Origin of the sequence: Devosia aquimaris (genome assembly GCF_020169335.1) — a bacterium.
GTDB classification, from domain to species: domain Bacteria; phylum Pseudomonadota; class Alphaproteobacteria; order Rhizobiales; family Devosiaceae; genus Devosia; species Devosia aquimaris.
In genome coordinates, this window is sequence record NZ_JAIEZN010000002.1 from 1122627 (window position 1) to 1144940 (window position 22314).

Genomic DNA, 22314 nt, shown 5'->3' on the forward strand with positions numbered 1-22314 from the left:
AGCGTTGTCTTGAGACCGCCTTAGTGCTCCGCCATTCCGGTGGCTTGCACTCGAGACCGGATCATCATGACAGACGCACCACCTCCCTCCCGCCGGCGCGCCCTGATGCTGGTCAATCCCAATTCGCGCCGGGGCGACACCGCCCTTGATACTGTTCAGGAGCGATTGAGCGCCGGCGGGGTGGATGTCACCGTCGAACACCTCGGCACCCCCGACCAGGTGCCCGGCCAGATCGTGGCGATGCGCCACCAGGCCGACCTCGTGATCGTGTGTGGTGGCGACGGCACGCTCAACGCCGCTGCCGATGGCGTCGTCAAGACCGGGCTGCCCATGGGGATTTTGCCCATGGGCACCGCCAACGATCTGGCACGCACACTGCGCATCCCGGAAAACCTCGATCTTGCGGCCGATATCATCATTGCCGGTCGGCAGACCCGCATTGACCTGGGCGAGGTCAATGGCCATCCCTTCTTCAATGTCGCCAGCATGGGGCTCTCGGTCGATCTGGCCCGCGGCCTGACACCGGAGGTCAAGCGGCGCTGGGGCAAGCTTGGCTATGCGCTGGCCGCCTTTCGCGTTCTGCGCCAGGCCAAGCGCTTCCGCGCCGAGATCATCAGCGAAAACGGTCGCGTCCGCGCGCGCACGTTGCAGATCGCGGTGGGCAACGGCGTCCATTATGGTGGCGGCACGGTGATCCAGGCCGATGCGACCATCCAGGACGGGCGGCTTGACCTTTATAGTCTCGAACTGCGCAATGTGTGGAAATTCGGTCTGATGCTGGGGGCCTTCCGCCGCGGTCAGCATGGATTGTGGGACGAGGTGCGTACCGATCAGGGCACTGACTTTGAAATCCGCACCAGCAAGCCCATGGACATCAATACCGACGGGGATATCGTGACCCAGACCCCTGCGCGCTTTACTGTTCATCCCGGCGCGGTCTCGGTGTTCGTCCCCGAATAGCGGGGCACGGCCGCGTGCATCTCGCCTGTGGCTTTTTCGCATCACTTGTCATGCCTGTTGTCCTGCGCCCGTTGGCAAATCCGAACGCTTTGCGTACAGCTTGCACACCGCTTCAGATCAAAAAACAGGGAGGCGTTGTATGACAGTGACATTCATCGATCTCCCATCGGGCAAATATCTGGCTTAGCCATTTGTTTCCCGCGGCCAGCCGTTCCGGCCCGCCGCATGCGGTTTTCTCACCACAGCCAATTCTGATCTGACGGGAAATTTGCGCCCCGTTCCGGCTGTGCCTTTCTCCCCTGTTCTTTTGAGGGCCGGCCACCGGATAACGGCGCCGGAATAGCCATAATGAGTCGCAAGAAACTCGATTTCCGCGCTGACGCATTCCGCGACGTGCTCGGCTACACTTTCCGCCACTGGGCCAAACAGCCCATGCGGGCCACTGCGATTGCCCTGACGGTATTGCTCACAACGCTGGCAGAAGCGTTCAGCCCCATCTTTGCCGGGCGTCTGGTTGATGCCGTTGCCGCCGGCAGCGGCACCAACGAAGCCAATTGGCAGCCCGCCATCATGGCCTTTGCCGTCATGGTCACGCTGTTCCTCGCCTCGGTGGTGCTGCGTCAGCTGGTGTTTCTCAATCTGATCGGCTTCACGCTGCGCATGATGAAGGACGTCATTGCCGACGCATTCCATCGCGTGCAGCGCTTCTCCACCGATTGGCACGCCAATAGCTTTGCTGGCTCGACCGTCCGCAAGATTACGCGCGGTTCGGGCGCACTCGACCTGCTCAATGACACGCTGCTGATTGCCCTCTGGCCCTCCATCGTCATGCTGGTGGGCGCCACCGTGATCCTGGGCTCGGTCTGGCCGGTCATGGGCCTGGTGGTGGGGCTGGGCTCGCTGATCTATGTCGGGCTGACCCTGTGGATGCAGGTGGGCTTTGTCGCGCCTGCGGGCACCCTTGCCAACGCCTGGGACACCCGCATGGGTGGTGCCCTGGCCGATGCCGTCAGCTGCAATTCCGTGGTCAAGGCCTTTGGCGCCGAGACGCGCGAGGAGGCCATCCTTGAGCGCGTGGTCGGCAAGTGGCGCAAGCGCACCCGCCGGCTCTGGCAGCGCGGCACCCTCAGCGGTGGCGCGCATGGCCTGATGCTGGGCATCATGCAGGCAACGATCCTGGGCACCGCTCTCGTGCTGTGGCGGCAGGGGCTGGCGACGCCCGGTGACATCACCTTTGTGCTCACCATGTTCTTCGTGCTGCAGGGACATCTGCGGGACGTGGCTCAGCACATCCGCAACCTGCAGCGCTCGGTCAACGACATGGAAGAACTGGTGGCGCTCGACAGCCAGAAGCTGGGCATTGAAGACAAGCCCGGGGCGCTGCCGATCCGTATCACCGACGGCGCCATTGCCTTCGATCATGTGACGTTCCAGTACGGTTCCCATCCGACCCCTCTCTACAGGGATTTCTCGGTGCGCATTGCGCCGGGCGAACGCGTGGGCCTGGTTGGCCATTCGGGTTCGGGCAAGACAACATTCGTCAAGCTCATCCAGCGTCTCTACGACGTCAACGATGGCACGATCACCATCGATGGCCAGGATATCTCAAAGGTGCAGCAGTCCAGCCTGCGCGGGCAGGTTGCCATCGTGCAGCAGGAGCCGATCCTGTTCCATCGCACCCTGGCCGAGAACATTGCCTATGCTCGCCCCGGCGCCAGCCGCGCCGAGATCGAGCAGGCGGCAATGCAGGCCAATGCGCATCACTTCATCGTCGATCTGCCCAAGGGCTATGAGACGCTGGTAGGGGAGCGCGGGGTCAAACTCTCGGGTGGTGAGCGCCAGCGCATCGCCATTGCCCGTGCGTTCCTGGCCGATGCCCGCGTGCTGATTCTGGACGAGGCGACCTCAAGTCTGGACAGCGAGAGTGAGGTGCAGATCCAGCAGGCCATGGAGCGCTTGATGGTCGGCCGCACCACTCTGGTGATTGCACACCGCCTGTCCACCGTCAGGGCGCTCGACCGCCTCTTGGTGTTCGATCACGGCCGCATCGTCGAGGAGGGCGACCACGCCTCGCTCATCGGCCTCAAGGATGGCATTTATCGTCGTCTCTTCGAGCGCCAGGCACTCGAGCTCACCAAAGGCTTGCAGATCGCCTGAACATGGAAACGCCGGGGCAGGGCCCCGGCGTTTTCGCATTGTGCTGGCCTGTACCGGTCGCCTAGGCGGCGCGGGAATAGCCCTTTCGGCCGGATGCGCCTTCGTTGACCTTGAAGATCTCCACGATCGCATCGAGCTGGGTCGCCTGATTCTCGGTCTGCTCGATGGCCGCATTCATCTCTTCGACAAGCGCGGCATTGTGCTGGGTCATTTCGTCCATCTGGCGCACGGCGATGCTGACTTCGGTGATGCCGGTGGACTGTTCCTGGCTGTCGCGCGAAATGCCTTCCATCAACGTCGAGCTGGCCCGCACGCCTTCCAGCATGCCATTGAGACGCTCGGCCGCATCGGCCACAAGGCGGCTGCCGTCGTTGACCTCGCGGGCGCTCTCTTCAATGAGCAGCTTGACGTCGGCCGAGGCGGAAGCGGCCGACTGCGCCAGGCGCCGCACTTCAACGGCCACCACAGCAAAGCCTTTGCCGGCGTCGCCGGCCCGCGCGGCTTCCACCGATGCGTTCAGCGCCAGCAGATTGGTCTGGAAGGCGATGTCGTCGATCAGCCCGATGATGTTGGAAATCTTGGCCGACGAGGAGGTAATGCGTTCCATGGCGCCGGTAGCTTGAGCCATGACCTCGCCACCCTGTTCCGCCGACACGGTGACACGGGTGGCGTTGCCATTGGCATCCTGGGCGCGCTTGGCGTTTTCCATCACGGTCGAGGCCAGCGTTTCCATGGCAGCCGACGTTTCTTCAATGGTCGCAGCCTGGCGGGTGGTGCGTTCGCTCAGATCATTGGCACCGGCAAGGATTTCGCTTGTCGCCGTCTTGAGCGAACGCGAGGTGCCGCGCAACTGCGAGACGATATCGGCCAGCTTCTCGGCCACCGCATTGGTATTGTCCTTGAGCGCGCCGAACGCGCCTTCGTAGTGGCCGGTAACACGGTGGGTCAGGTCGGTATTGGCAATGGCCGACAACACGCTGCCCGTCTCGGCCAGGCCACGGTCCACGGTCTCGACCAGACCATTGACGCTGGCGGCCAGCCCATTGAGCTCGGCATCACTGAAATCGGTGGGGACGCGCTGGGCGAAATTGCCGGCGCTGGCGGCCTTCATCACCGAGGCGAGCTCGGACTGCAGCAGAGCCATCATGTCGGCGCGTTCCACGATCGCCAGATTGTGCGCGGCTTCCTCGGCGCTCAGGGCTGCCACGCGCTTGGCATTCTGGCGGAACACTTCCACGGCACGGGCCATGGCGCCGATCTCGTCCTTGGCGTCGGCATTGGGGATTTCGACATCAAGCTTGCCGTCAGCCAGCTCGCTCATCGTGACGGTCAGCGCCCGCACCGGGTTGACGATGCTCTTGCGGCCCACCAGCATGCTGACGGCGACGCCCAGCACAATGCCCAGGCCGGCCGAAACGGCCAGGGTCAGCATGGCAGTAAAGGCCGAGGTTTCTGCGGCGCTGCGCATGCTGGCCATCTGCTCGCCCGAATAGGCGCTATAGACCTTGATGGTGTCGGTCACGACCTGCTGGGCGGCCAGTGTTTCAGCCAGGGCAGCATCGAGCGCAGCCGCGTCGAAGGGCTTGGCTGCTGCCACCTCCAGCATGGTGTTGATCTCGGCAAAATAGGCATCCATCACCGGCTTGACCGCATCGAGCTGGCTGAGCTCGGTCTGGTCGGCAGCCGCTTCGATGATGGGGAAGCGTGCCTTCATTTCAGTCATGCGCCGGTCGGCCTGGGTCACGAAATCGGCCACGGCATCCGGATTGAGCACCAGCTGGTAGGTCATGCGGCTGATGGCCACCACGTCCATGCGAAGGTCCATGGCTTCGCGGGCGGCCACTTCCTTCTGGCCGACCTGGTTCATCACGGCGCTGAGCGAACCCAGCTCACGCCAGGCGATGCCGGCAATGGCTGTGGCGACCACACCCATCAGGAGGACGGTCAAGATCAGCTTTTGCAGAATAGGGAGGTTTTTGAGCGACATGGGGCGAATTTCCGGCGGTCAACTGGGCGTGCGCAGCACGGGTGATACTGTCCACTACTAGGTACAGAACTGCTTAAATTTGCATGAAATTGCTTCGCCGCCGGCAGTTAAGCATGGCCTCTATGCTGTTTTGGTGGATCTGAAATGTCGCTCGCACCATGGCATTGGCGAGCATTCGCCGAACGATGACTTCGCCGCAGCTGGCGTAGTAGCGCCTCCGGCAGCGGCCTATATCTGAGCCAACAGATATTTGAGGAACGCGCCATGATCGATGCCTCCGTCCAGACCAATGTCAAATCCGCGCCGCTGATCCCGCTCACCACCAAGCTCGGACCAGTCCATCTTGCCGTCACTGATCGCGCCAAGGCCCTGGCCATCTGGCAGGATGTGGTCGGGCTCGACCTCATTGAGGAGAGCGGCAACGTACTCACGCTAGGAGCCGGCGGCACGCCGTTGATCGTGCTTGAGACGGGCGCGCTGCGTCCCGTCGTGCCGCGGAGCATCGGGCTCTACCATGTTGCCATCCACGTGCCGCAGCGCGCCGACCTGGCCCAGATGGCCGTGCGCGCTCTGCAGCGCAATGTGCGTATTTCGCCCACCGATCATCTTGTCAGCGAGGCCATCTACCTGTGGGACCTGGACGGCAATGGCATCGAGATCACCTTCGAGACGCCCTGGCGCGGTACACTGGGTGATCCGGACAAGGGACAGACCTATGCCGTGACGGCCGATGGCAAGCCCCATTCCGGACGGGAACCCATTGATCTCAATGGCCTGTTGGCCGAGCTGGGCACCAATCCTGTGCTCGCGGCACGCATGCCCGCCGGCACCCGCATTGGTCACGTCCATGTCCATGTCAACGATCTCGCACAGGCCATGGCCTTCTATCGCGATGTCATCGGCTTTGGTGGCTTCCTGTTGATCCACTCCTTCGGCATGGGCGATGTCGGTCTCGACTACATGCCACACAGCCTGGCATTCAACATCTGGTCTGGTCCCCAGGCCAGCCTGCCGCCGGCCGGTTCGGCCGGGCTGAGATGGTTCACCATTGTCCTGCCCGACCAGGCCGCGCTCGATTCCGTTCGCACGCGCCTTGCGGACGCGGGCGCCACAATCGACCCGCTGCCCAATGGCATCGAGACGCGCGATCCCTTCGGCAATCGGCTGCAACTGCTGCTGGCCTGAGCCAGCGGGTTCACACCACCCCCCGCGCCGGGCTAGTCTGGTCCGGCGCGCCGTTGTTTGTGCGCCGCCATGTCGTGCTCGTTCAGCGGCGCGTCTTCACAGCACCTTGGGAGAGCCACCATGCACAAGCCGGACATCATCATCGATTTCTGGTTTGTCGAGCATGGCCAGGACGACTGGTTCAGCGGCAGCGCCGAATTCGATGCCAAGATCGCGGACCGATTTGCCGAAACCCATCGCAAGGTTGCCGCCAGCGAAGCCTGGACCTGGCGGACGACACCGCAGGGGCGCGTGGCCGAGATTATCGTGCTCGACCAGTTCAGTCGCCAGCTGCACCGGGGTTCTGCCGCCGCTTTTGCCTGGGATTGCATGGCGCTCGCCCTGGCCCAGGAGGCTATTGCCGCCAAGGCCGATACCGCGCTGACTGCGGCCCAGCGCATGTTCCTCTACATGCCCTTCATGCATTCCGAATCCCTGGTGATTCAGGAAGAGGGTGTCAGACTGTTCCGCGCCAATGGCGACGACAATGCCCTCGACTTCATGGTCAAGCATCGCGACTGCGTGGCGCGCTTCGGTCGTTTTCCCAAGCGCAATGCTGCCCTTGGGCGCACCAGCACGCCCGAGGAGCAGGCCTATATTGAAGACATCGGCGACCGCATGTTCTAGCGGCGTTCGGACCCCAGCAGCGCCGGATCGACCAGCGCGCCCTTCTGCCCGATCACAATGCCGGCCACGGCATGCGCCGCTTCTGCCGCCGCCTGCAAGGACTGCCCGGCCAGGCGCGCCGACAGATAGGCGCCATTGAAACTGTCGCCGGCTCCGGTGGCATCGACCACCTTGGCTCCGGGCTTGGGACCAACCTTGACCCGCTCGTGTGCAGTGGCAATCACGGCGTCGCCGGCGCCGTCCTTGACCACGACTTCTTCAACACCCAGTTCGAGATAGCGGTCCGCCGTTTCATCCGCATTGGCGTCACCAAACAATGGCGCTTCGTCGCCATGTGTTGGCAAAACGACATCACAAAGTGTCGCAACTGCTGTCAGCACAGAGGTCATCACGCGTGGGCTGGTCCACAGCGCGGGTCGGATATTGGTATCAAAGACGATGCGGGCGCCCGCGTCGCGCGCCTTGACGATGGCCCCCAGCAGCCGACCGCGCGCCCGCGGCGCCAGGATCGCCAGCGTGATGCCGGAGAAGTATACCATGCTCGCGCCCTTGACCGCGGCGTTGAGCGCATCCTTGTCGTCGGCCAGCAGCTTGGCGGCCGAGGTGTCGCGCCAATAGGTGAACTGCCGGTCGCCATCCTGCTGGTGGATCATGTAGAGCCCCGGTCGGCGACCGGGAACGGTGCGGATGTGGCTGGTGCCGATGTCATTGGCGTCGAGAAAGGCACGGATGTCGCCCGAATATTTGTCCTCGCCCAGGCCGGTGAAGTAGTCAACCGACCAATCCTTGCCGAGCAGCGCCCGCATGTACCAGGCCGTATTGAGCGTGTCGCCCGCATAGCCCAGGCGGTAGAGGCGATCCTCGCCGCCGCTCATCTCGATCATGCATTCGCCAATGCTGACAAAGCGCTGCTGTGCCAAAATCCGTGTCCTCCGAAACAGGCTTGAGGTCTAAGCGGCCAAAGCCGATTTGGCCACACGCTACTCGCTTCCATACAAGATCGGAAGGCACTATGGTGCGCCCGATTGCTTCGTCTGGAGTCTGCCATGCCGCGCCTGAGTGTCGCCACCCTTGCCAAAGTTCCCGCCGGCGTCCGGCTGCCCGACTATGACCGTAGCGCGGTGATGCCCGGTATCGTTCACCTCGGCATTGGCGCCTTCCATCGTGCGCATATGGCCGTCTATGTCGACGACCTGCTCAAGGACAATCCCGATTGGGCCATTGTCGGCGCCAGCCTGCGCCGCCCTGACACCAAGGAGGCGCTCGAACCGCAGGACGGACTCTACACCATCGCCGTGCGCGACGCTTCGGGCACCAGGCCGCGCGTTATCGGTTCGATCCTCAAGGTTCTCGACGCCAATACCCAGCGCGAAGAGCTGCTCACGCTGATGGCGAGCCCGCAGATCCGCATCGTCTCCCTGACCGTGACCGAGAAGGGCTATTGCCACGACCCGGCAACCGGCGAACTCGATCAGAACCATCCCGACATTGCCCATGACCTGGCCAATCCCACAGCGCCGCGCTCGGCGCCCGGCATGCTGGTGGAGGCCCTGGCGCGCCGCAAGGCCGCCGGCGTCGAGCCTTTTGCAGTGATGAGCTGCGACAACCTGCCGTCCAATGGCGCGACGGTGAAACGCATCGTTACCCGCTTTGCCGCCCTGCGTGACGCCGCACTGGGGACCTTTGTCGCCGACGTGGCCTTCCCCGGCACCATGGTTGATCGCATCGTGCCCTCGACCACCGATGCCGACCGCGAGACCGTGGCTACGCTGATCGGCGCCCAGGATGCCTGGCCGATCATGACCGAGCCCTTCACCCAATGGGTGATCGAGGACCATTTCCCCCAGGGCCGTCCGCCCTTCGAAAAAGCCGGCGCGCAGATGGTGGCCGATGTCGAGCCCTTCGAGCGCATGAAGCTGCGCATGCTCAACGGCAGCCACTCGACCATGGCCTATCTCGGCTATCTGGCCGGCTATGAATATATCTCCGACGTCATGGGCGACGCCGATTTCGTCAAGCTGATCCATGGGCTGATGACCGAGGAGGCCATGCCGACGCTGGACATGCCAGGCGTCGACCTCGGCGCCTATCGTGACGAACTGCTGGAACGCTTCCGCAATCCGGCGCTCAAGCACCGCACCTGGCAGATCGCCATGGACGGCAGCCAGAAACTGCCGCAGCGCCTGCTCGGCACCATTCGCGAGCGCCTCAAGGCCGGCCAGCCCTTCGAGCGGCTGGGCCTGGGGGTCGCCGCCTGGATGCGCTATGTCACCGGCATCGATGAAAAGGGTGAGAACATCGACGTACGCGATCCGCTGGCGATGCGCATGATGGCCATCGCCGCAGAGGCCGGTGACGACGCCGAGGCACTCTATGTCGGCCTCTCCGGTCTCACCGAAGTGTTCGGCACCGATCTGGCCGATAACCAGGCCTTCGGCGAGACTGTCGCAACCCATCTCGACGACCTGTTCGAAATGGGCGTCAAGGAAACGGTCGCCGAACTGGTCGCACGCTAGAGCGTTTCACCCTTGAGTGGATTTGCGGCCCTTTTGCTTTCCCCTTCTTGAGGGGAGGCAACGAGGGGGGCGTCCATCGGTGGCCCCTACACCCCCCACCCCGGCCCTCCCCTCAAGGGGGAGGGGGCGATAGAACCAAGCCAATCAGTAAATGGATCGATCTAGACGCGGCCCTCCATGGCCCGGTCGAAGATTTCCAGCGCAAGCTCACGGGTGAGCTTGACCGGGTTGCCGCCCGCCGTGGGGTCGACGATGGCCATGTCCCCGATCAACTCGCGCTTGCTGGTATCGACCTTGAACTCGGCCAGCGTGTGCGGAACATTGAGCCGCAGGCGCAGGCCGATGACGGCATGCTGGAAGGCCTCGAAGGTCGGGGCTAGGCCCAGAAAAGCCGACAGCCGGGCAATGCGCGCCTCGATGGCGGATTTGTTGACCGCCAGCACATAAGGCATGAAGACGGCATTGGTCATGCCGTGATGGGTGTCATACAGCGCGCCAACCGGATGGCTCAGCGCATGGATGGCCCCGAGTCCTTTCTGGAAGGCCGTGGCGCCCATGGCCGCCGCGCTCATCATGTGTCCCCGCGCGTCAACATCCCCGGGATTGGCGACCACCTTGGGCAGGTTCTCCATGACGAGGCGAATGCCCTCCACGGCAATGCCGTCGGCAAGCGGATGATAGCCGGGCGCGCAATAGGCTTCGAGGCAATGGGCCAGCGCGTCCATGCCGGTGCCGATGGTGATCATGGCGGGCATGCCCACGGTGAGCTCGGGATCGGCGATGACCACCTTGGGCATCATCAAGGGGTGGAAGATCACCTTCTTGGTATGGGTGGTCTCGTCGGTGATGACGCCGGCGCGGCCCACTTCCGAGCCGGTGCCCGCTGTGGTCGGAACGGCAACGATGGGGAAAATGCCCTTGGGGTCGGCGCGGGTCCACCAGTCGCCGATGTCCTCGAAATCCCACATCGGCCGGGTCTGGCCAGCCATGAAGGCGATGACCTTGCCCACATCGAGCCCCGAGCCGCCGCCAAAGGCGATGACACCATCGTGGCCACCGTCGCGCAGCACCTTGATGCCGGCCTCGACATTGGCCGAAATCGGGTTGGGCTTGACGTCGGCGAAGACGCCCACGGCAAAGCCGGCGGCCTTGAGCAGGGCGATGGTGTTCTGCGTCACCGGCAGATTGACCAGCCCGGCGTCGGTGACCAGCAGGGGACGGCTGATCCCGGCGGTCATCAGTGCGTCGGGCAGTTCGGCAATGCGGCCCGGGCCAAACTTGATGGCGGTGGGATAGTTCCAGTTGGCTTTGGTCATGTCGGTCACACCCGCTTCAAGTGATAGGATTTTGGCTGCGTCAGATTGGCATAGCCGATTTCGCTCAGCGCGCCGCCCTTGCCGGTGTCCTTGACGCCGGTCCACACCAGCGCCGGATCGAGATAGTCACAGCGATTGGCAAACACGGTCCCGGTTTCGACTTGGGCGCCCAGCCGCGCAGCAGCATCGAGATCCTGGGTCCAGATCGAGGCGGTCAGCCCATAGGGGCTGTCGTTCATCAGCGTGATGGCCTCGGCATCGTCGGCCACCTTCATGATGCCCACGACCGGCCCGAAGCTCTCTTCGCGCATGACACTCATCTGGTGGTTGACGCTGGTCAGCACCTCGGGCGCCAGATAGGGCGAGCCGGGCTTGTCCAGGTCGTGCCGCGTGTTGAGGTGGCGCGTTGCGCCGCCGCGAACGGCCTCCTCGGTCTGCTGGCGCACATGATCGGCGAAGCTGCCGCGCGCCATCGGGCCGACAATGGTGTCGGGGTCGAGCGGATCGCCGAGCGTCCAACCCTTGGCCGTCTCGATGAAGCGGTCGACAAAACCATCATAAACACTGGCCTGCACATAGATGCGCTCGACCCCGCAGCAGGACTGCCCGGAGTTGAAGAAGGAGCCATCGACAAGGTTTTCGACCGCATTGTCGAGATTGGCGTCCTCGCGCACATAGGCGGGGTCCTTGCCGCCCAGCTCCAGGCCCAGGCTGGCAAAGGTGCCCGCCGCCGCCTTCTCGATGCGCCGACCGCCCTCGACCGAGCCGGTGAAATTGATGTGGTCGATCTGTCCGGAGGCAATGAGCTTTTCGGTGTCGGCATGGCCGAGCACCAGGTTTTGGAACAGGCCTGCCGGCAGGCCGGCACGCTCTGCAGCCAGGGCGAAGCGTTCGCCGGCCAGCAGCGTCTGGCTGGCATGCTTGAGGATCACCGCATTGCCGGCCATCAGCCCGGGAATGATCGAATTGACCGCGGTGAGGAACGGATAGTTCCATGGCGCGATCACCAGGACAGTGCCCAGCGGCTCGCGGGTGATGGAGCGGACAAAACCCTCCTTGGGTGGCAGCTCAAGCGGCGCCAGCGCCGTCGCGGCCAGATCGATCATATAGCGGCTGCGTTCCTCGACGCCGCGCTTTTCCCCGCCAAAGCGGATCGGCCGCCCCATCTGCCAGGCCAGCTCGGGCACGATCTCGTCGTTCATCAGCAGCAGGGCATCGACGAAATGGCTGATGATCTTGGCGCGCTCGGGCAAGGTGGTCTCGCCCCAGGCCCGGCGCGCCGCCCTGGCGCGCACCACGGCCGCCTCGATGTCGGCGCCATCCGCCAGCGGCCGCTCGGCATAGAGGCTGCCGTCAATGGGAGAGATGATCTTGATCGTGTCGGCCATGGCGAGCCTCCTGGTTTGGTCTGTGCATCGCGCCGGCATCCGGCTGTTCCGGATCGCCCATAGGCATGGCGCGTGGCTATGTCGGTGTCGGTCGGGTCAGGCCCGACTAGAACGGTGGGAAGCGATTGGGGCCTCCTGATGACGCCGCTTAGCTCCGCTCGAAGCCTCGCATCAACTCCCAGTCGGTGACGCGCCGGTCATATTCGAACTGCTCCCATTCGGCGGTGTGCACATAATGGGCAATGACCTGTTCGCCGAAGGCGTCCTTGAGCATTTTCGATTTGCGCATCGTGTCGGTGGCTTCGCGCAGCGTCTTGGGGATCTCGCGCAGCTTCTTGCTGCTGTAGGCGTCGCCCTCAAAGGCTGGTTCGAGGTCGAGTTTGTCCTCGATGCCCTTGATCCCGGCGGCGATCAGCGCGGCCAGCGCCAGATAGGGGTTGAGGTCCGCCCCGCCCATGCGGCATTCGACGCGGATCGCCTTGGAATGCTCGCCACAAAGGCGGAAGCCGGCGGTGCGATTGTCGGGCGACCAGATCGCCTTGGTTGGCGCGAAGGTGCCGGCCTGGAAGCGCTTGTAGCTGTTGATATAGGGCGCGAGGAAATAGGTGATCTCGCGGGCATAGGCGAGCTGGCCGGCCATGAACTGCTTCATGATGGCGCTCATGCCGCGGGCGTCCTTGTCGTCCACGAACACCGGCTTGCCGCGCTTGTCGGCCAGCGACATGTGGATATGGCTCGACGAGCCGGCCAGGCCATAATCCCACTTGGCCATGAAGGTAACGGCCTTGCCGGCGGCCCAGGCAATTTCCTTGGTGGCGGTCTTGAGCACAACATGGCGGTCGGCCATGGTCAGCGCATCGGCATATTTGACGTTGATTTCTTCCTGCCCTGGGCCCCATTCGCCTTTGGAGGATTCGACCGGAATGCCGGAGGCCTGCAGATGCTTGCGCAGCGCCCGCATCACGCCCTCTTCCTTGGTGGTCTGGAAGATATGGTAGTCCTGGATGTAGGCGCCAGCGGTCTGCGCAGCGTGATAGCCCTTCTGGGCGATGCTGCGATAGTCCTCGTCGAACAGGTAGAATTCGAGCTCGGTGGCCGCATTGGCCATGTAGCCCATGGCTGCTAGGCGATCGATCTGCGCCTTGAGGATCGCGCGTGGACTGTGCGGAATCGGTTGATGGTGGTGATGGTCGCTGAGGTCGCAGAGGACGATGGCCGTGCCTTCGAGCCAGGTGGCCTTCATCAGCGTGCTCAGGTCTGGCTTCATGACGAAGTCGCCATAGCCCTTGCCCCAGTTGGCGGCCTGGTAGCCCGGCACGGGCTCCATGTCGATGTCATCGGCCAGCAGATAGTCGCAGCCATGCGTCTCGTCATGCGCCGATTCCAGGAAGTACTCGGCCTGGAAGCGCTTGCCGATCATGCGCCCCTGCATGTCTGGAAAGGCAACGAGCACGGTATCGATGCTGCCCTCGGCAACATCCTTGCGCAGCTGGTCAAGACTATAGGCCATTGTCGGATCTCCTCGCTGTCATCCCATCCGGAGCATCACCCCGGCCATCTGGCCGGGATGACGCCTGTTGCCTGGGTCAGGCCTTGTGCTCGAGCGCAAACTCTTCTTCGGGCGACATGATCAGCTTGTGGCGGCCGATCAGCGCGAAATAGATGATGCCCACGGCGCACCACAGCACCACCCAGATGACGCCCTTGAAGAAGTTCGGGTCCTGCAGCTGGTAGAACAGCGTCACCGCCGCAATGATGATCGTCAGCACGGCGCCCGGAATACCCAGCGGTGAACGGAACGGCCGCTCGATATTGGGCTGGTTGCGGCGCAGGATGATGAAGCTGAGCGCCTGCATGATGTAGCTCAGCATGGCGCCGAACACGGCCATGTTGAGCAGGACCGAGCCGATGATGTCATCGCCAAGCTGGGTTTCGCCTTCGCCGCCGCCGCCATTGACGAACCAGATGGCCAGCATCACGACCAGACCCAGCGTCGCACCGGAGATCATGGCCAGATGCGGCGTCTTGTAGGTGGGATGGGTCACCGACAGCGCCGACGGGAAGTAGCCCGCACGGCTGAGCGAGTAGACCTGGCGGCCCTGGGCATAGAGGATGGTGTGGAACGAGGCCACCAGGCCGATCAGCGCCACCACGCCAAAGATTGGCGCAGCCGCATCGCCATAGATGGCCCGGATACCGGCCAGCGCCGGCTCGAGCGAGCTGGCCAGCGCAAAGCTACCCACGCCAGGGATGGATGGGTTGAGCAGCACGATCAGGAAGGCCGACAGCACCAGGGTGCAGAAACCGAGCAGGATGCCGCGCGGCATGTCGCGACGCGGATCAACCGATTCTTCGGCGGCCAGCGGCACCTGTTCGATGGCCAGGAACAGCCAGACCGCGAAGGGCAGGCTGGCCAGCACGCCCTGCCAGCCGAAGGGGAACCATTCGCCATTGCCCTCGGGCAGCTCGACCGCTGCACCGTCCGGGCCAACGCCGATGTTGAGCGCCCAGCGACCGAAGTCGATATTGGGGAAGGCGCTGAACCAGAAGAACGCCAGGCCAGCCAGCGAGATCAGCGTCACCACGAGCGTGACCTTGTAGCTTAGCGCCACGCCATAGATGTTGAGCGCGAGGAAGATGATGAAGAAGACGACCCAGAGCACCGGGTAGAGCGAGGTATCGAGCCCCGTGATCGAGCCGAAATAGCCCGAGATGAAGGTGACGATCACCGCCGGGGTGAGCACATATTCGACATTTTCGAACAGGCCGGTGATGAAGCCACCCCAGGGACCCATCGAGGTGCGGGCAAACGAATAGGCCGCGCCGGTGTGGGGCAGGGCAGGGCTCATTTCGGCGATGGATGACACAAGGCCCAGATACATGATCGCGATGATGGCCGCTGCCACCATCATGCCGCCCCAGCCGCCGGTGCCGAAGCCAAAGTTCCAGCCGCTGAAATGGCCGGAGATCACCGCGCCAACGCCCAGCGCCCATAGCGACCAGATGCCGGCATAGCGCTGCAGGCCGCGTTTCTCGAAATAGGCCTTGTCGCGCGTCGCATAGGCAACGCTGCCCACCTTCTTTGTCTCAGTCATCGTCACGTCCCCCTGAATTTGCCCACGGTAGATCTAGACTGCCATTGCCTCGCGACGCGCCTCTCGCGCCGCTGTCAGGCAACGGGCCAGCCGCTGCGACCAGAGGTCGACACCGGCGGGTTCGAGAATTTCATCATTGCGGATTTCGATCATGGTCGCGTCCAGCCCGCGCCCGTCGCCATGCTTTTCCAGTGTCAGCGTCACCCCATTGAGCGCCGCATAGGGCTGGTTCCAGCCCAGGTTGAGCGCCGGGTCATCCGTCGCAAGGGCGTCCCGCAAGGCGGCGGTGTAGCCCGTGTCCTGCCCATGAATCAGCCCGATCGGCCAGGGCCGGGCGACGCCGAGGTAGACCGGAGTGAAGGAATGCACGCAGACCAGGATCGATTCCTGCCCCGCGGCCGCCCTGGCGTCGAGCAGGGCGGTGATGGCGTCGTGATAGGGCTGGTGGAACTGGGCAATGCGATAGGCCCGCTCGGCCGCGTCCAGGCCCTTGTTGGCCGCAATTTCGGTTGCTTCCGACAGGGTCCAGATCAGGTCTGGCGCATCCAGGTCCCGATTGCAGTCGATCACCAGGCGGGACACGGTCGACTGCACCAGCGGCGCATCCAGCAGATCGACAAGGCGCAGACTGACCGCCAGCGCGCCGGGGTCCCAGGCAATGTGGCTGACCCGCTCGGTCTGGGTCAGCCCCAGCGTGCCATAGCGCTCGGGCAGGCGGTTGCTGGCATGGTCGCATACCAGCACGAAGGGGGATGTCCCCTCCGCATTGCTCACCAGCACCGGACTTTGTTCGGCTGCGCGCACGTTGCCCCTAGCACCTTTGGTTAACTTGTGTATCAGTAGTTTCACAATTGCAAAAACTGTCAATGCTGAAATCTGAAATTCAGGAGCCGCCATGGACGGCAAATCGGTCGCCGGCCGCATCCACGACGCGATCCACCGGCTGACGGCCGCGGAAAAACGGGCGGCGCGCGGGCTGCTCGGTTCCTATCCCACCCTGGGCCTGGCGCCGGTCGCCGAGTTTGCCGAACAGGCCGGTGCGAGCTCCGCCACCGTGCTGCGCTTCGTCGCCCAGCTCGGCTACAAATCCTATCCGGACTTCCAGCGCGCCCTGCGTGAAGAGATGGAGGCCCGCTCCAAATCGCCACTGCAGCGCGGCGCGGAACTGGGCGAGCCGCGGGCGGCCGATGGGCATTTCCTCGATCAGTTTATCAGCCGCGCCGCCGACAATCTGCGCGGCACGGCCTCGCTCATCCCGCCATCCGAATTCGAGGCCGTCTGTGCCCGGCTCGCCGAGACCAAGGCTCAATGCTGGCTGGCCGGTGGCCGCTTCACCGATTTCCTGGCCGGCTATATGGAGGCGCATCTCCGCCTGATCCGCCCCGGCGTCCGGCGCCTTGATGGCCGCCCGGCAACACGCACCGACCAGCTCATCGATATCCGTCCAGGCGATACGGTGATCATCTTCGACGTGCGCCGTTATGATCCGGCGCTGGTCGATCTGGCCGCCGAATTGGCAGGCCAGCGGGCGCAGATCGTGCTCATCACCGACGAGTGGATGAGCCCGGTGAACCGCTTCGCCAAGCTGGTGCTGCCCTGCCGCACCGAGATGGACCGCACCTGGGACGCCAATGGTTCATTGCTGACCGTTGTTGAGGCGCTGCTGGCTCGAACCACCGAACTGGCGTGGCCCAGCGCCAGCAAGCGGATGGGCGCAATCGAGCGCAGCTAGTCGGTCTTGTCCATCTTGAGGAAGTCAGGGCCCGAAATGCGGATATTGGGATCGATCGAGCCGATCGCCTCAATGTTCTTGTCCTTGTAATCGAGCTGGCTGAGCACGCTCTGGATCACAGCGATGCGGCCGCGCCGCTTGTCATTGGCGCGGATCACCGTCCAGGGCGCATGGGCGCTGTGCGTCCGCTCGATCATCACGTCGCGGGCCTTGGAATAGTCGTCCCATTTGTCGAGCGCCTCAAGGTCGATGGGCGACAGTTTCCAGGTCTTGAGCGGGTCGTGGCGCCGGTCGTGGAAGCGCTTGAGCTGCATCTCCCGGCCGATCGACAGCCAGAACTTGAACAGGTGAATGCCGTCATTGGTGATGCGCTTTTCGAACTCGGGCGCTTCGTCGAGGAAGTGCTCGGTCTGCTCGGGCGTGCAGAAGCCCATGACCCGCTCGACCCCGGCGCGGTTGTACCAGGAGCGGTCAAACAGCACCGTCTCGGTCGCCGCCGGCATCCAGTCGACATAGCGCTGGAAATACCACTGCGTGCGTTCGCGGTCATTGGGCTTGGGCAGGGCCGCGATGATGGAATAGCGCGGGTTGAGGTTCTCCAGATAGACCTTGATGGTGCCGCCCTTGCCGGCGGCGTCGCGGCCCTCGAACACGATCATCACCCGCTCGCCGCTGGCCGCCAGATGCGCCTGCAGCGTCACCAATTGCTTCTGCAAATCCAGCATGTGGGCTTCATAGACGGCCCGATCCAGCTTATCGTCATAGGGATAGCCGCCCGATGTCATCGCCGCCTTCTTGATGGCCTTGGGCAGTTTTGGGTTTTCGATGTCGAAGCTGTCGATTGGATCCGTCACGCGTGTCGCTCCCTTGTCATGATCACCGTGCTACACAGACCAGTCCCAAATCAAGGGGCATGGCAACTGGCTGATTCACAAAAGCAAATGCACGAGACACACACCGGGGGGCCGGTTCCCCGCCTTGCCTGGCTGCGCGCCAGGCTGATTGCCCAGGCCGGCCCGGTGCTCGGCATAGCCGGCGTTTTCGTGATGCTGGTGCTGTTTGGTGACCTGGCGCCGATAGCCGCGATCATCGGCTTTCTGGCCGTGGCCAGCGCCGTTCTGCTCTTGCCGCCCGCGCCGGCCCCTGCGCTGCCGCAGCCGGCACCTGTGGTCGCCGTGCCCCAGGTGGTGGCGTCGCCCCGGCCGGGCATTGCTGCATTTTCCGCCTTTGCCGATGCGTTGATCGACCCCTGCATGCTGCTTGATCGTCGCAGCGTGGTGCTGCACGCCAATGGCGCAGCGCTCCGTCAGTTTCCCGGCGTGGTCAACGGCAATCCCATTACCTTTTCGCTGCGCAACCCCGAGCTGGTGCAAGCCATCGATGGCGCCATGCGCAGCGGCAGCACCCGCAGCTTCGAGCTGCACGAAACCGTCCCGTCGGAAACCTGGGACAAGGTGGTGGTCTCCCCGCTGCGCCAGCCTGGCACCGACTGGTTCGCCGACGACGACCGGCGCCTTGTTGTGACCTTCCAGAGCCTGACCGAGCTCAAGCGGGTCGAGGCGCTGCGCACCGATTTCATCGCCAACGCCAGCCATGAGCTGCGCACGCCCCTGGCCTCGCTGCTGGGCTTTATCGATACCCTGCTCGGTCCCGCCGCCAAGGACCCGGCGGCGCGCGAGAAATTCCTTGGCATCATGCGCGGCCAGGCCGAACGCATGAGCAAGCTGATCGATGATCTGCTCAGCCTCAGCCGCATCGAAATGCACCAGCATGTGCGCCCCACCGCGAGCATCGATCTGGCCAGCCTGCTGCGCGAAGTGCGCGAAGGGCTGATGATGCAGGCCAAGGCCGCCAAGGTGGAAATCCGGCTCAACCTGTTTGCCGGCCCTACGACCACCATCGGCGACCGCAGCCAGCTCTATGAAGTGTTCGAGAACCTGCTCGACAATGCCATCAAATATGGCGCCAGCGGCGAATTCGTCGAACTGAGCCTGGCGCCGGCCAATCGTGCCGGTTTCCAGCACATGGTGACCGTGATCGACCATGGTCCGGGCGTCGAGCCCGAGCATGTGCCGCGCCTGACCGAGCGCTTCTATCGCATCGATGCCGATGCCAGCCGCAAGAAGAAGGGCACGGGCCTGGGCCTGGCCATCGTCAAGCACATCGTCAATCGCCATCGCGGCCAGCTCTCGATCAAGAGCAAGCCCGGCGAGGGCATGCGCGTGGATGTGTTCCTGCCTTAGGGGCGCTTCGCTGCCCATCACGGGGGGCGTGGCGTCACCATTGGCGCAATCTGGTTCATTCCCGACCTCGCAGTCGTCATCACCCGGCTTGTCCGGGTGATCCATTGGTGCCGGGTTCGGCGCTGGATGGACCGGACAAGCCGGGCAATGACGGGGATCTGGTGGGAATGACGGCAGGGCCTTCGGTGGGTGGGCCGCTGCCCGATGGCTCCGGCTGACAGAAGCGTCGCCCCTTGCTAGCCTGCCGGTCATTGCCAGCAGGAGGACCCCGGATGGCGCAGACATTCACACCCTTTCTGACGTTTCAGGGCGGTACCGCCGAGGCGGCCATCCAGTTCTATTGTTCTGTCTTTCCCGATAGCCGGATCGAGGACATGCAACGCTATCCTGCGGGGACGCCGGGCGCTGAAGGGATGGTGATGACGGCATGGTTCAGTCTGGGTCAGCAGCGTTTCATGGCTTCCGACAGCCCCATCGATCATGAGTGGGACTTTACGCCCGCCGTCTCGGTCTTTGTGACCTGTGAAACCCGCGAACAGCAAGACGCCGCCTTCGCCGCGCTGGCCGAAGGCGGGAAGGTCTACATGCCGCTCGACAATTATGGGTTTTCCCAACGCTTTGGCTGGGTGGGAGACCGCTTTGGCGTCACCTGGCAGCTTAATCTGCCCTGAGGACACGCGGCCCTGCAAAACGAAAAGGGCGCCTCGTGGGCGCCCTTGGTTCAATGCTTGTCGCTGCTTAGCGGCGCTTCTTGTCGACCTGGTGGTAGGCGCGACGCGAATGGAATTCGCAATAGGGGCCGGTCTCCAGGCTGTGCTGGCCGCAGAAATAGAAATCCTTGCTCAGCGGATCGCCGATCGGCCACTTGCAGGTGCTTTCGCTCAGCTGCAGCAGGCTCAGGCGCTTGTCTTCGGGGATGAACAGTTCCTGCACCGCCGGGGCGACGTAGAGCTGGGTTTCCATCTCGGGGTTGTGCGCCAGGGCGGTGGCGCCCATCGACTGCGGACGCGAGGCCATGGTCGGACGCGGCTTGGCGGTGGCGCCCATGTTGGACATGCCGGCCGAGGAGGGGCTGGCGACGCGGCGCGGCGCCGGACGGGCGGCCGGACGAGCACGGGGTGTCGAATTGGTGGGCTTGGCGCGGGCGGAGAGCTTGAGCCGGTGCACCTTGCCGATCACCGCATTGCGAGTGACGCCTTCACCCAGCTGTCCTGCGATCTGGCTGGCGCTCAGGCCTTCCATCCAAAGCTTCTTCAAAGTCTCGACGCGCTCGTCAGTCCAGCCCGCCGTTTGTGCTCCTGAAACCATCGTCAAAACAGAATCCTTCATTGCGCTGCCAAATGGCCATGGCAGCCGTCAAACGCTAGGCGTCGTATGTTGAGTGGGTCCGCTACACGAGATATCGTGCTCCCAATGACCAGGAGTTTACGCTATCGGTGGAATCGGGATCAAGAGTCGGCCGGGAGTTTCCCCGTAAATTCACTGGTTAAAATTCTGCTAACGATCTTTGAGTCAAATCAGGGGCTTGCCCTGTGATCATTGACTTATCTGGCAAAATTAGCCTAACTCTGCGCCGCAAACGCGCTGAAAAAATGGCGCGTTTTTGGTTTTTGTGGCGCTATTGTCACGGCGTCATCAAAGCCTGTCATCGTCCCGTCTGTTCAAGAAGGAATTCGACCCATGTCCGCGCTCTACGGCACCTATGCCCGCTCCGAACTCGCCTTTGAGCGGGGCGAAGGCATGCGCCTGTACGACCAGCAGGGCCGATCCTATCTCGATTTCCATTCCGGCATCGCCGTCAACGCGCTCGGTCATGGGGATGCCCATCTGGTCACCGCGCTCAAGTCGGCCGCCGAAAAGGTCTGGCACACCTCCAATGTCTTCACCATTCCCGAGCAGGAACGGCTGGGGCAGCGGCTGGTCGACGCCACCTTTGCGGACTCGGTGTTTTTCACCAACTCCGGCGCCGAGGCGATTGAATGCGCCATCAAGACCGCGCGGCACTATTTCTGGGCCAAGGGCGAGGTTGACCGGAACGAGATCATTGCCTTTACCGGCGCTTTCCACGGCCGCACCCTGGGCACCATCGCGGCGGGCGGCAACCCGAGCTATCTCGAAGGCTTCGGCACGCCCTTGCCCGGCTTCAAGCACATTGCACCCGGCGATCTCGACGCTGTGCGCGCGCAGATCGGGCCGCAGACCTGCGCCATCCTGATCGAGACCGTGCAGGGTGAGGGCGGCGTGACCGCCATGTCCAACGAGTTCATGCAGGGCCTGCGCGCCCTGTGCGACGAGTTCGGCCTGCTGCTGGTGCTCGACGAAGTGCAGTGCGGCTATGGCCGCACCGGGCGCTTCTTTGCCTTCGAGTGGTCCGGCATCACCCCCGATATCGTGGCCGTGGCCAAGGCCATCGGCGGCGGCTTCCCGCTTGGCGCGTGCCTTGCCAAGGGTGACGTGGCGGCCTCCATGGTGCCCGGCACGCATGGCTCGACCTATGGCGGCAATCCGCTGGCCACCGCGGTGGGCAACGCCGTGCTCGACCGCATCCTGGCCCCCGGCTTCATCGACCATGTCAACCAGATGGGCCAGCGGCTCGCCTGGCACCTGCAGCAGCTGCAGCAGAAATACCCCGACCAGGTGGTGGAGTTGCGCGGCAAGGGCCTGCTGGCCGGCATCAAGATCACCCCGCCGGTGCGCGACTTCGTGGCGCGCCTGCGCGACGACCACCAGATGCTGGCCGTCGGCGCCGGTGACAATGTGTTGCGGCTCATCCCGCCGCTGATCGTCACCGAAGCCGATATTGAGGAAGCCATGGGCAAGCTCGGCGCGGCCTTCGAGGCCATCGAGGCGGAAACCGCCACGGCGCCGGCAGTCGGATAACAGCTCATGCCGTTCTATCCGGAAGCGCGGCGTCGACGATAACGGCCTGTCTCCCCTGGCGGGGAGCACGGGGACCGGGGGCAAGTCCACTGGCCTTGCCCCGCCCCGACCTCTTCCTGAAATGAGGAAGCGGTGGCACATAACCGCAGCGCTGATGTTGCGGCCCCTTCATAGCGTCACAAAGGAACC

At 63.7% G+C, this 22314-nt stretch carries 18 protein-coding genes; 9 read left to right on the forward strand and 9 right to left on the reverse strand.

Annotation, left to right across the window (positions count from 1 at the left end):
- Positions 1-66 precede the first annotated feature (66 nt).
- Both K1177_RS18170 and K1177_RS18175 read left to right on the forward strand, forming a co-directional pair.
- The gene (locus K1177_RS18170) at positions 67-960 is read left to right on the forward strand and encodes a lipid kinase (RefSeq protein WP_224705726.1); all 894 of its coding nucleotides are present in this window, start codon (positions 67-69) and stop codon (positions 958-960) included.
- A gap of 348 nt (positions 961-1308) precedes the next feature.
- Positions 1309-3117: an ABC transporter ATP-binding protein gene (locus K1177_RS18175; RefSeq protein ID WP_224705727.1), complete on the forward strand. Its 1809-nt coding sequence runs from the start codon at positions 1309-1311 to the stop codon at positions 3115-3117.
- Between the two features lie 61 nt (positions 3118-3178).
- Here the strand turns inward: K1177_RS18175 and K1177_RS18180 are convergent, their stop codons facing one another.
- Positions 3179-5104, reverse strand: coding sequence for a methyl-accepting chemotaxis protein (locus tag K1177_RS18180; protein WP_224705728.1), 1926 nt, complete (start codon positions 5102-5104; stop codon positions 3179-3181).
- A gap of 264 nt (positions 5105-5368) precedes the next feature.
- On the opposite strand from K1177_RS18180, the gene K1177_RS18185 reads away from it, so the two are divergent.
- Positions 5369-6289, forward strand: coding sequence for a VOC family protein (locus K1177_RS18185; protein WP_224705736.1), 921 nt, complete (start codon positions 5369-5371; stop codon positions 6287-6289).
- Between the two features lie 120 nt (positions 6290-6409).
- Positions 6410-6955 (forward strand): DUF924 family protein, encoded by a 546-nt coding sequence (locus K1177_RS18190; RefSeq protein ID WP_224705739.1) that lies wholly within the window; start codon positions 6410-6412, stop codon positions 6953-6955.
- Here the strand turns inward: K1177_RS18190 and K1177_RS18195 are convergent.
- The gene (locus K1177_RS18195) at positions 6952-7875 is read right to left on the reverse strand and encodes a sugar kinase (protein ID WP_224705746.1); all 924 of its coding nucleotides are present in this window, start codon (positions 7873-7875) and stop codon (positions 6952-6954) included. The two genes, K1177_RS18190 and K1177_RS18195, sit on opposite strands and share 4 nt — an antisense overlap.
- A gap of 126 nt (positions 7876-8001) precedes the next feature.
- Between K1177_RS18195 and K1177_RS18200 the strand changes: the two genes are divergently transcribed.
- Positions 8002-9471 carry a mannitol dehydrogenase family protein gene (locus tag K1177_RS18200; RefSeq protein WP_224705748.1) on the forward strand — a complete coding sequence of 490 codons (1470 nt, stop codon included), beginning with the start codon at positions 8002-8004 and terminating at the stop codon, positions 9469-9471.
- 161 nt (positions 9472-9632) lie between these two features.
- On the opposite strand, the gene K1177_RS18205 is transcribed toward K1177_RS18200, so the two are convergent.
- The 5 genes from K1177_RS18205 to K1177_RS18225 form a co-directional block, all read right to left on the reverse strand.
- Positions 9633-10796, reverse strand: coding sequence for an iron-containing alcohol dehydrogenase (locus tag K1177_RS18205; RefSeq protein ID WP_224705750.1), 1164 nt, complete (start codon positions 10794-10796; stop codon positions 9633-9635).
- A complete protein-coding gene (locus K1177_RS18210) occupies positions 10793-12175 on the reverse strand; it encodes an aldehyde dehydrogenase family protein (protein WP_224705752.1) in 1383 nt (460 codons plus the stop codon). Before K1177_RS18210 ends, K1177_RS18205 begins: the two co-directional genes overlap by 4 nt.
- 148 nt (positions 12176-12323) lie before the next feature.
- Complete coding sequence (locus K1177_RS18215) at positions 12324-13685, reverse strand: glutamine synthetase family protein (RefSeq protein ID WP_224705754.1); 1362 nt, start codon at positions 13683-13685, stop codon at positions 12324-12326.
- Positions 13686-13761: 76 nt separating this feature from the next.
- Positions 13762-15270, reverse strand: a complete 1509-nt coding sequence (locus K1177_RS18220; protein WP_224705756.1) for an amino acid permease — start codon at positions 15268-15270, stop codon at positions 13762-13764.
- Positions 15271-15303: 33 nt separating this feature from the next.
- Positions 15304-16074, reverse strand: a complete 771-nt coding sequence (locus K1177_RS18225; protein ID WP_224705758.1) for an N-formylglutamate amidohydrolase — start codon at positions 16072-16074, stop codon at positions 15304-15306.
- A 91-nt stretch (positions 16075-16165) separates the two neighbouring features.
- On the opposite strand from K1177_RS18225, the gene K1177_RS18230 reads away from it, so the two are divergent.
- Positions 16166-17002, forward strand: coding sequence for a MurR/RpiR family transcriptional regulator (locus tag K1177_RS18230; protein ID WP_224705762.1), 837 nt, complete (start codon positions 16166-16168; stop codon positions 17000-17002).
- On the opposite strand, the gene ppk2 is transcribed toward K1177_RS18230, so the two are convergent.
- Positions 16999-17856: a polyphosphate kinase 2 gene (ppk2, locus tag K1177_RS18235; RefSeq protein ID WP_224705765.1), complete on the reverse strand. Its 858-nt coding sequence runs from the start codon at positions 17854-17856 to the stop codon at positions 16999-17001. The two genes, K1177_RS18230 and ppk2, sit on opposite strands and share 4 nt — an antisense overlap.
- An 87-nt stretch (positions 17857-17943) precedes the next feature.
- On the opposite strand from ppk2, the gene K1177_RS18240 reads away from it, so the two are divergent.
- Positions 17944-19245 (forward strand): sensor histidine kinase, encoded by a 1302-nt coding sequence (locus tag K1177_RS18240; protein WP_224705767.1) that lies wholly within the window; start codon positions 17944-17946, stop codon positions 19243-19245.
- Between the two features lie 272 nt (positions 19246-19517).
- On the forward strand, positions 19518-19916 hold the full coding sequence (locus K1177_RS18245) for a VOC family protein (protein WP_224705775.1): 399 nt from the start codon (positions 19518-19520) through the stop codon (positions 19914-19916).
- A 67-nt stretch (positions 19917-19983) separates the two neighbouring features.
- On the opposite strand, the gene K1177_RS18250 is transcribed toward K1177_RS18245, so the two are convergent.
- Complete coding sequence (locus tag K1177_RS18250; protein ID WP_224705869.1) at positions 19984-20553, reverse strand: GcrA family cell cycle regulator; 570 nt, start codon at positions 20551-20553, stop codon at positions 19984-19986.
- Positions 20554-20925: 372 nt separating this feature from the next.
- On the opposite strand from K1177_RS18250, the gene K1177_RS18255 reads away from it, so the two are divergent.
- Complete coding sequence (locus tag K1177_RS18255; protein WP_224705777.1) at positions 20926-22125, forward strand: aspartate aminotransferase family protein; 1200 nt, start codon at positions 20926-20928, stop codon at positions 22123-22125.
- Positions 22126-22314 lie beyond the last annotated feature (189 nt).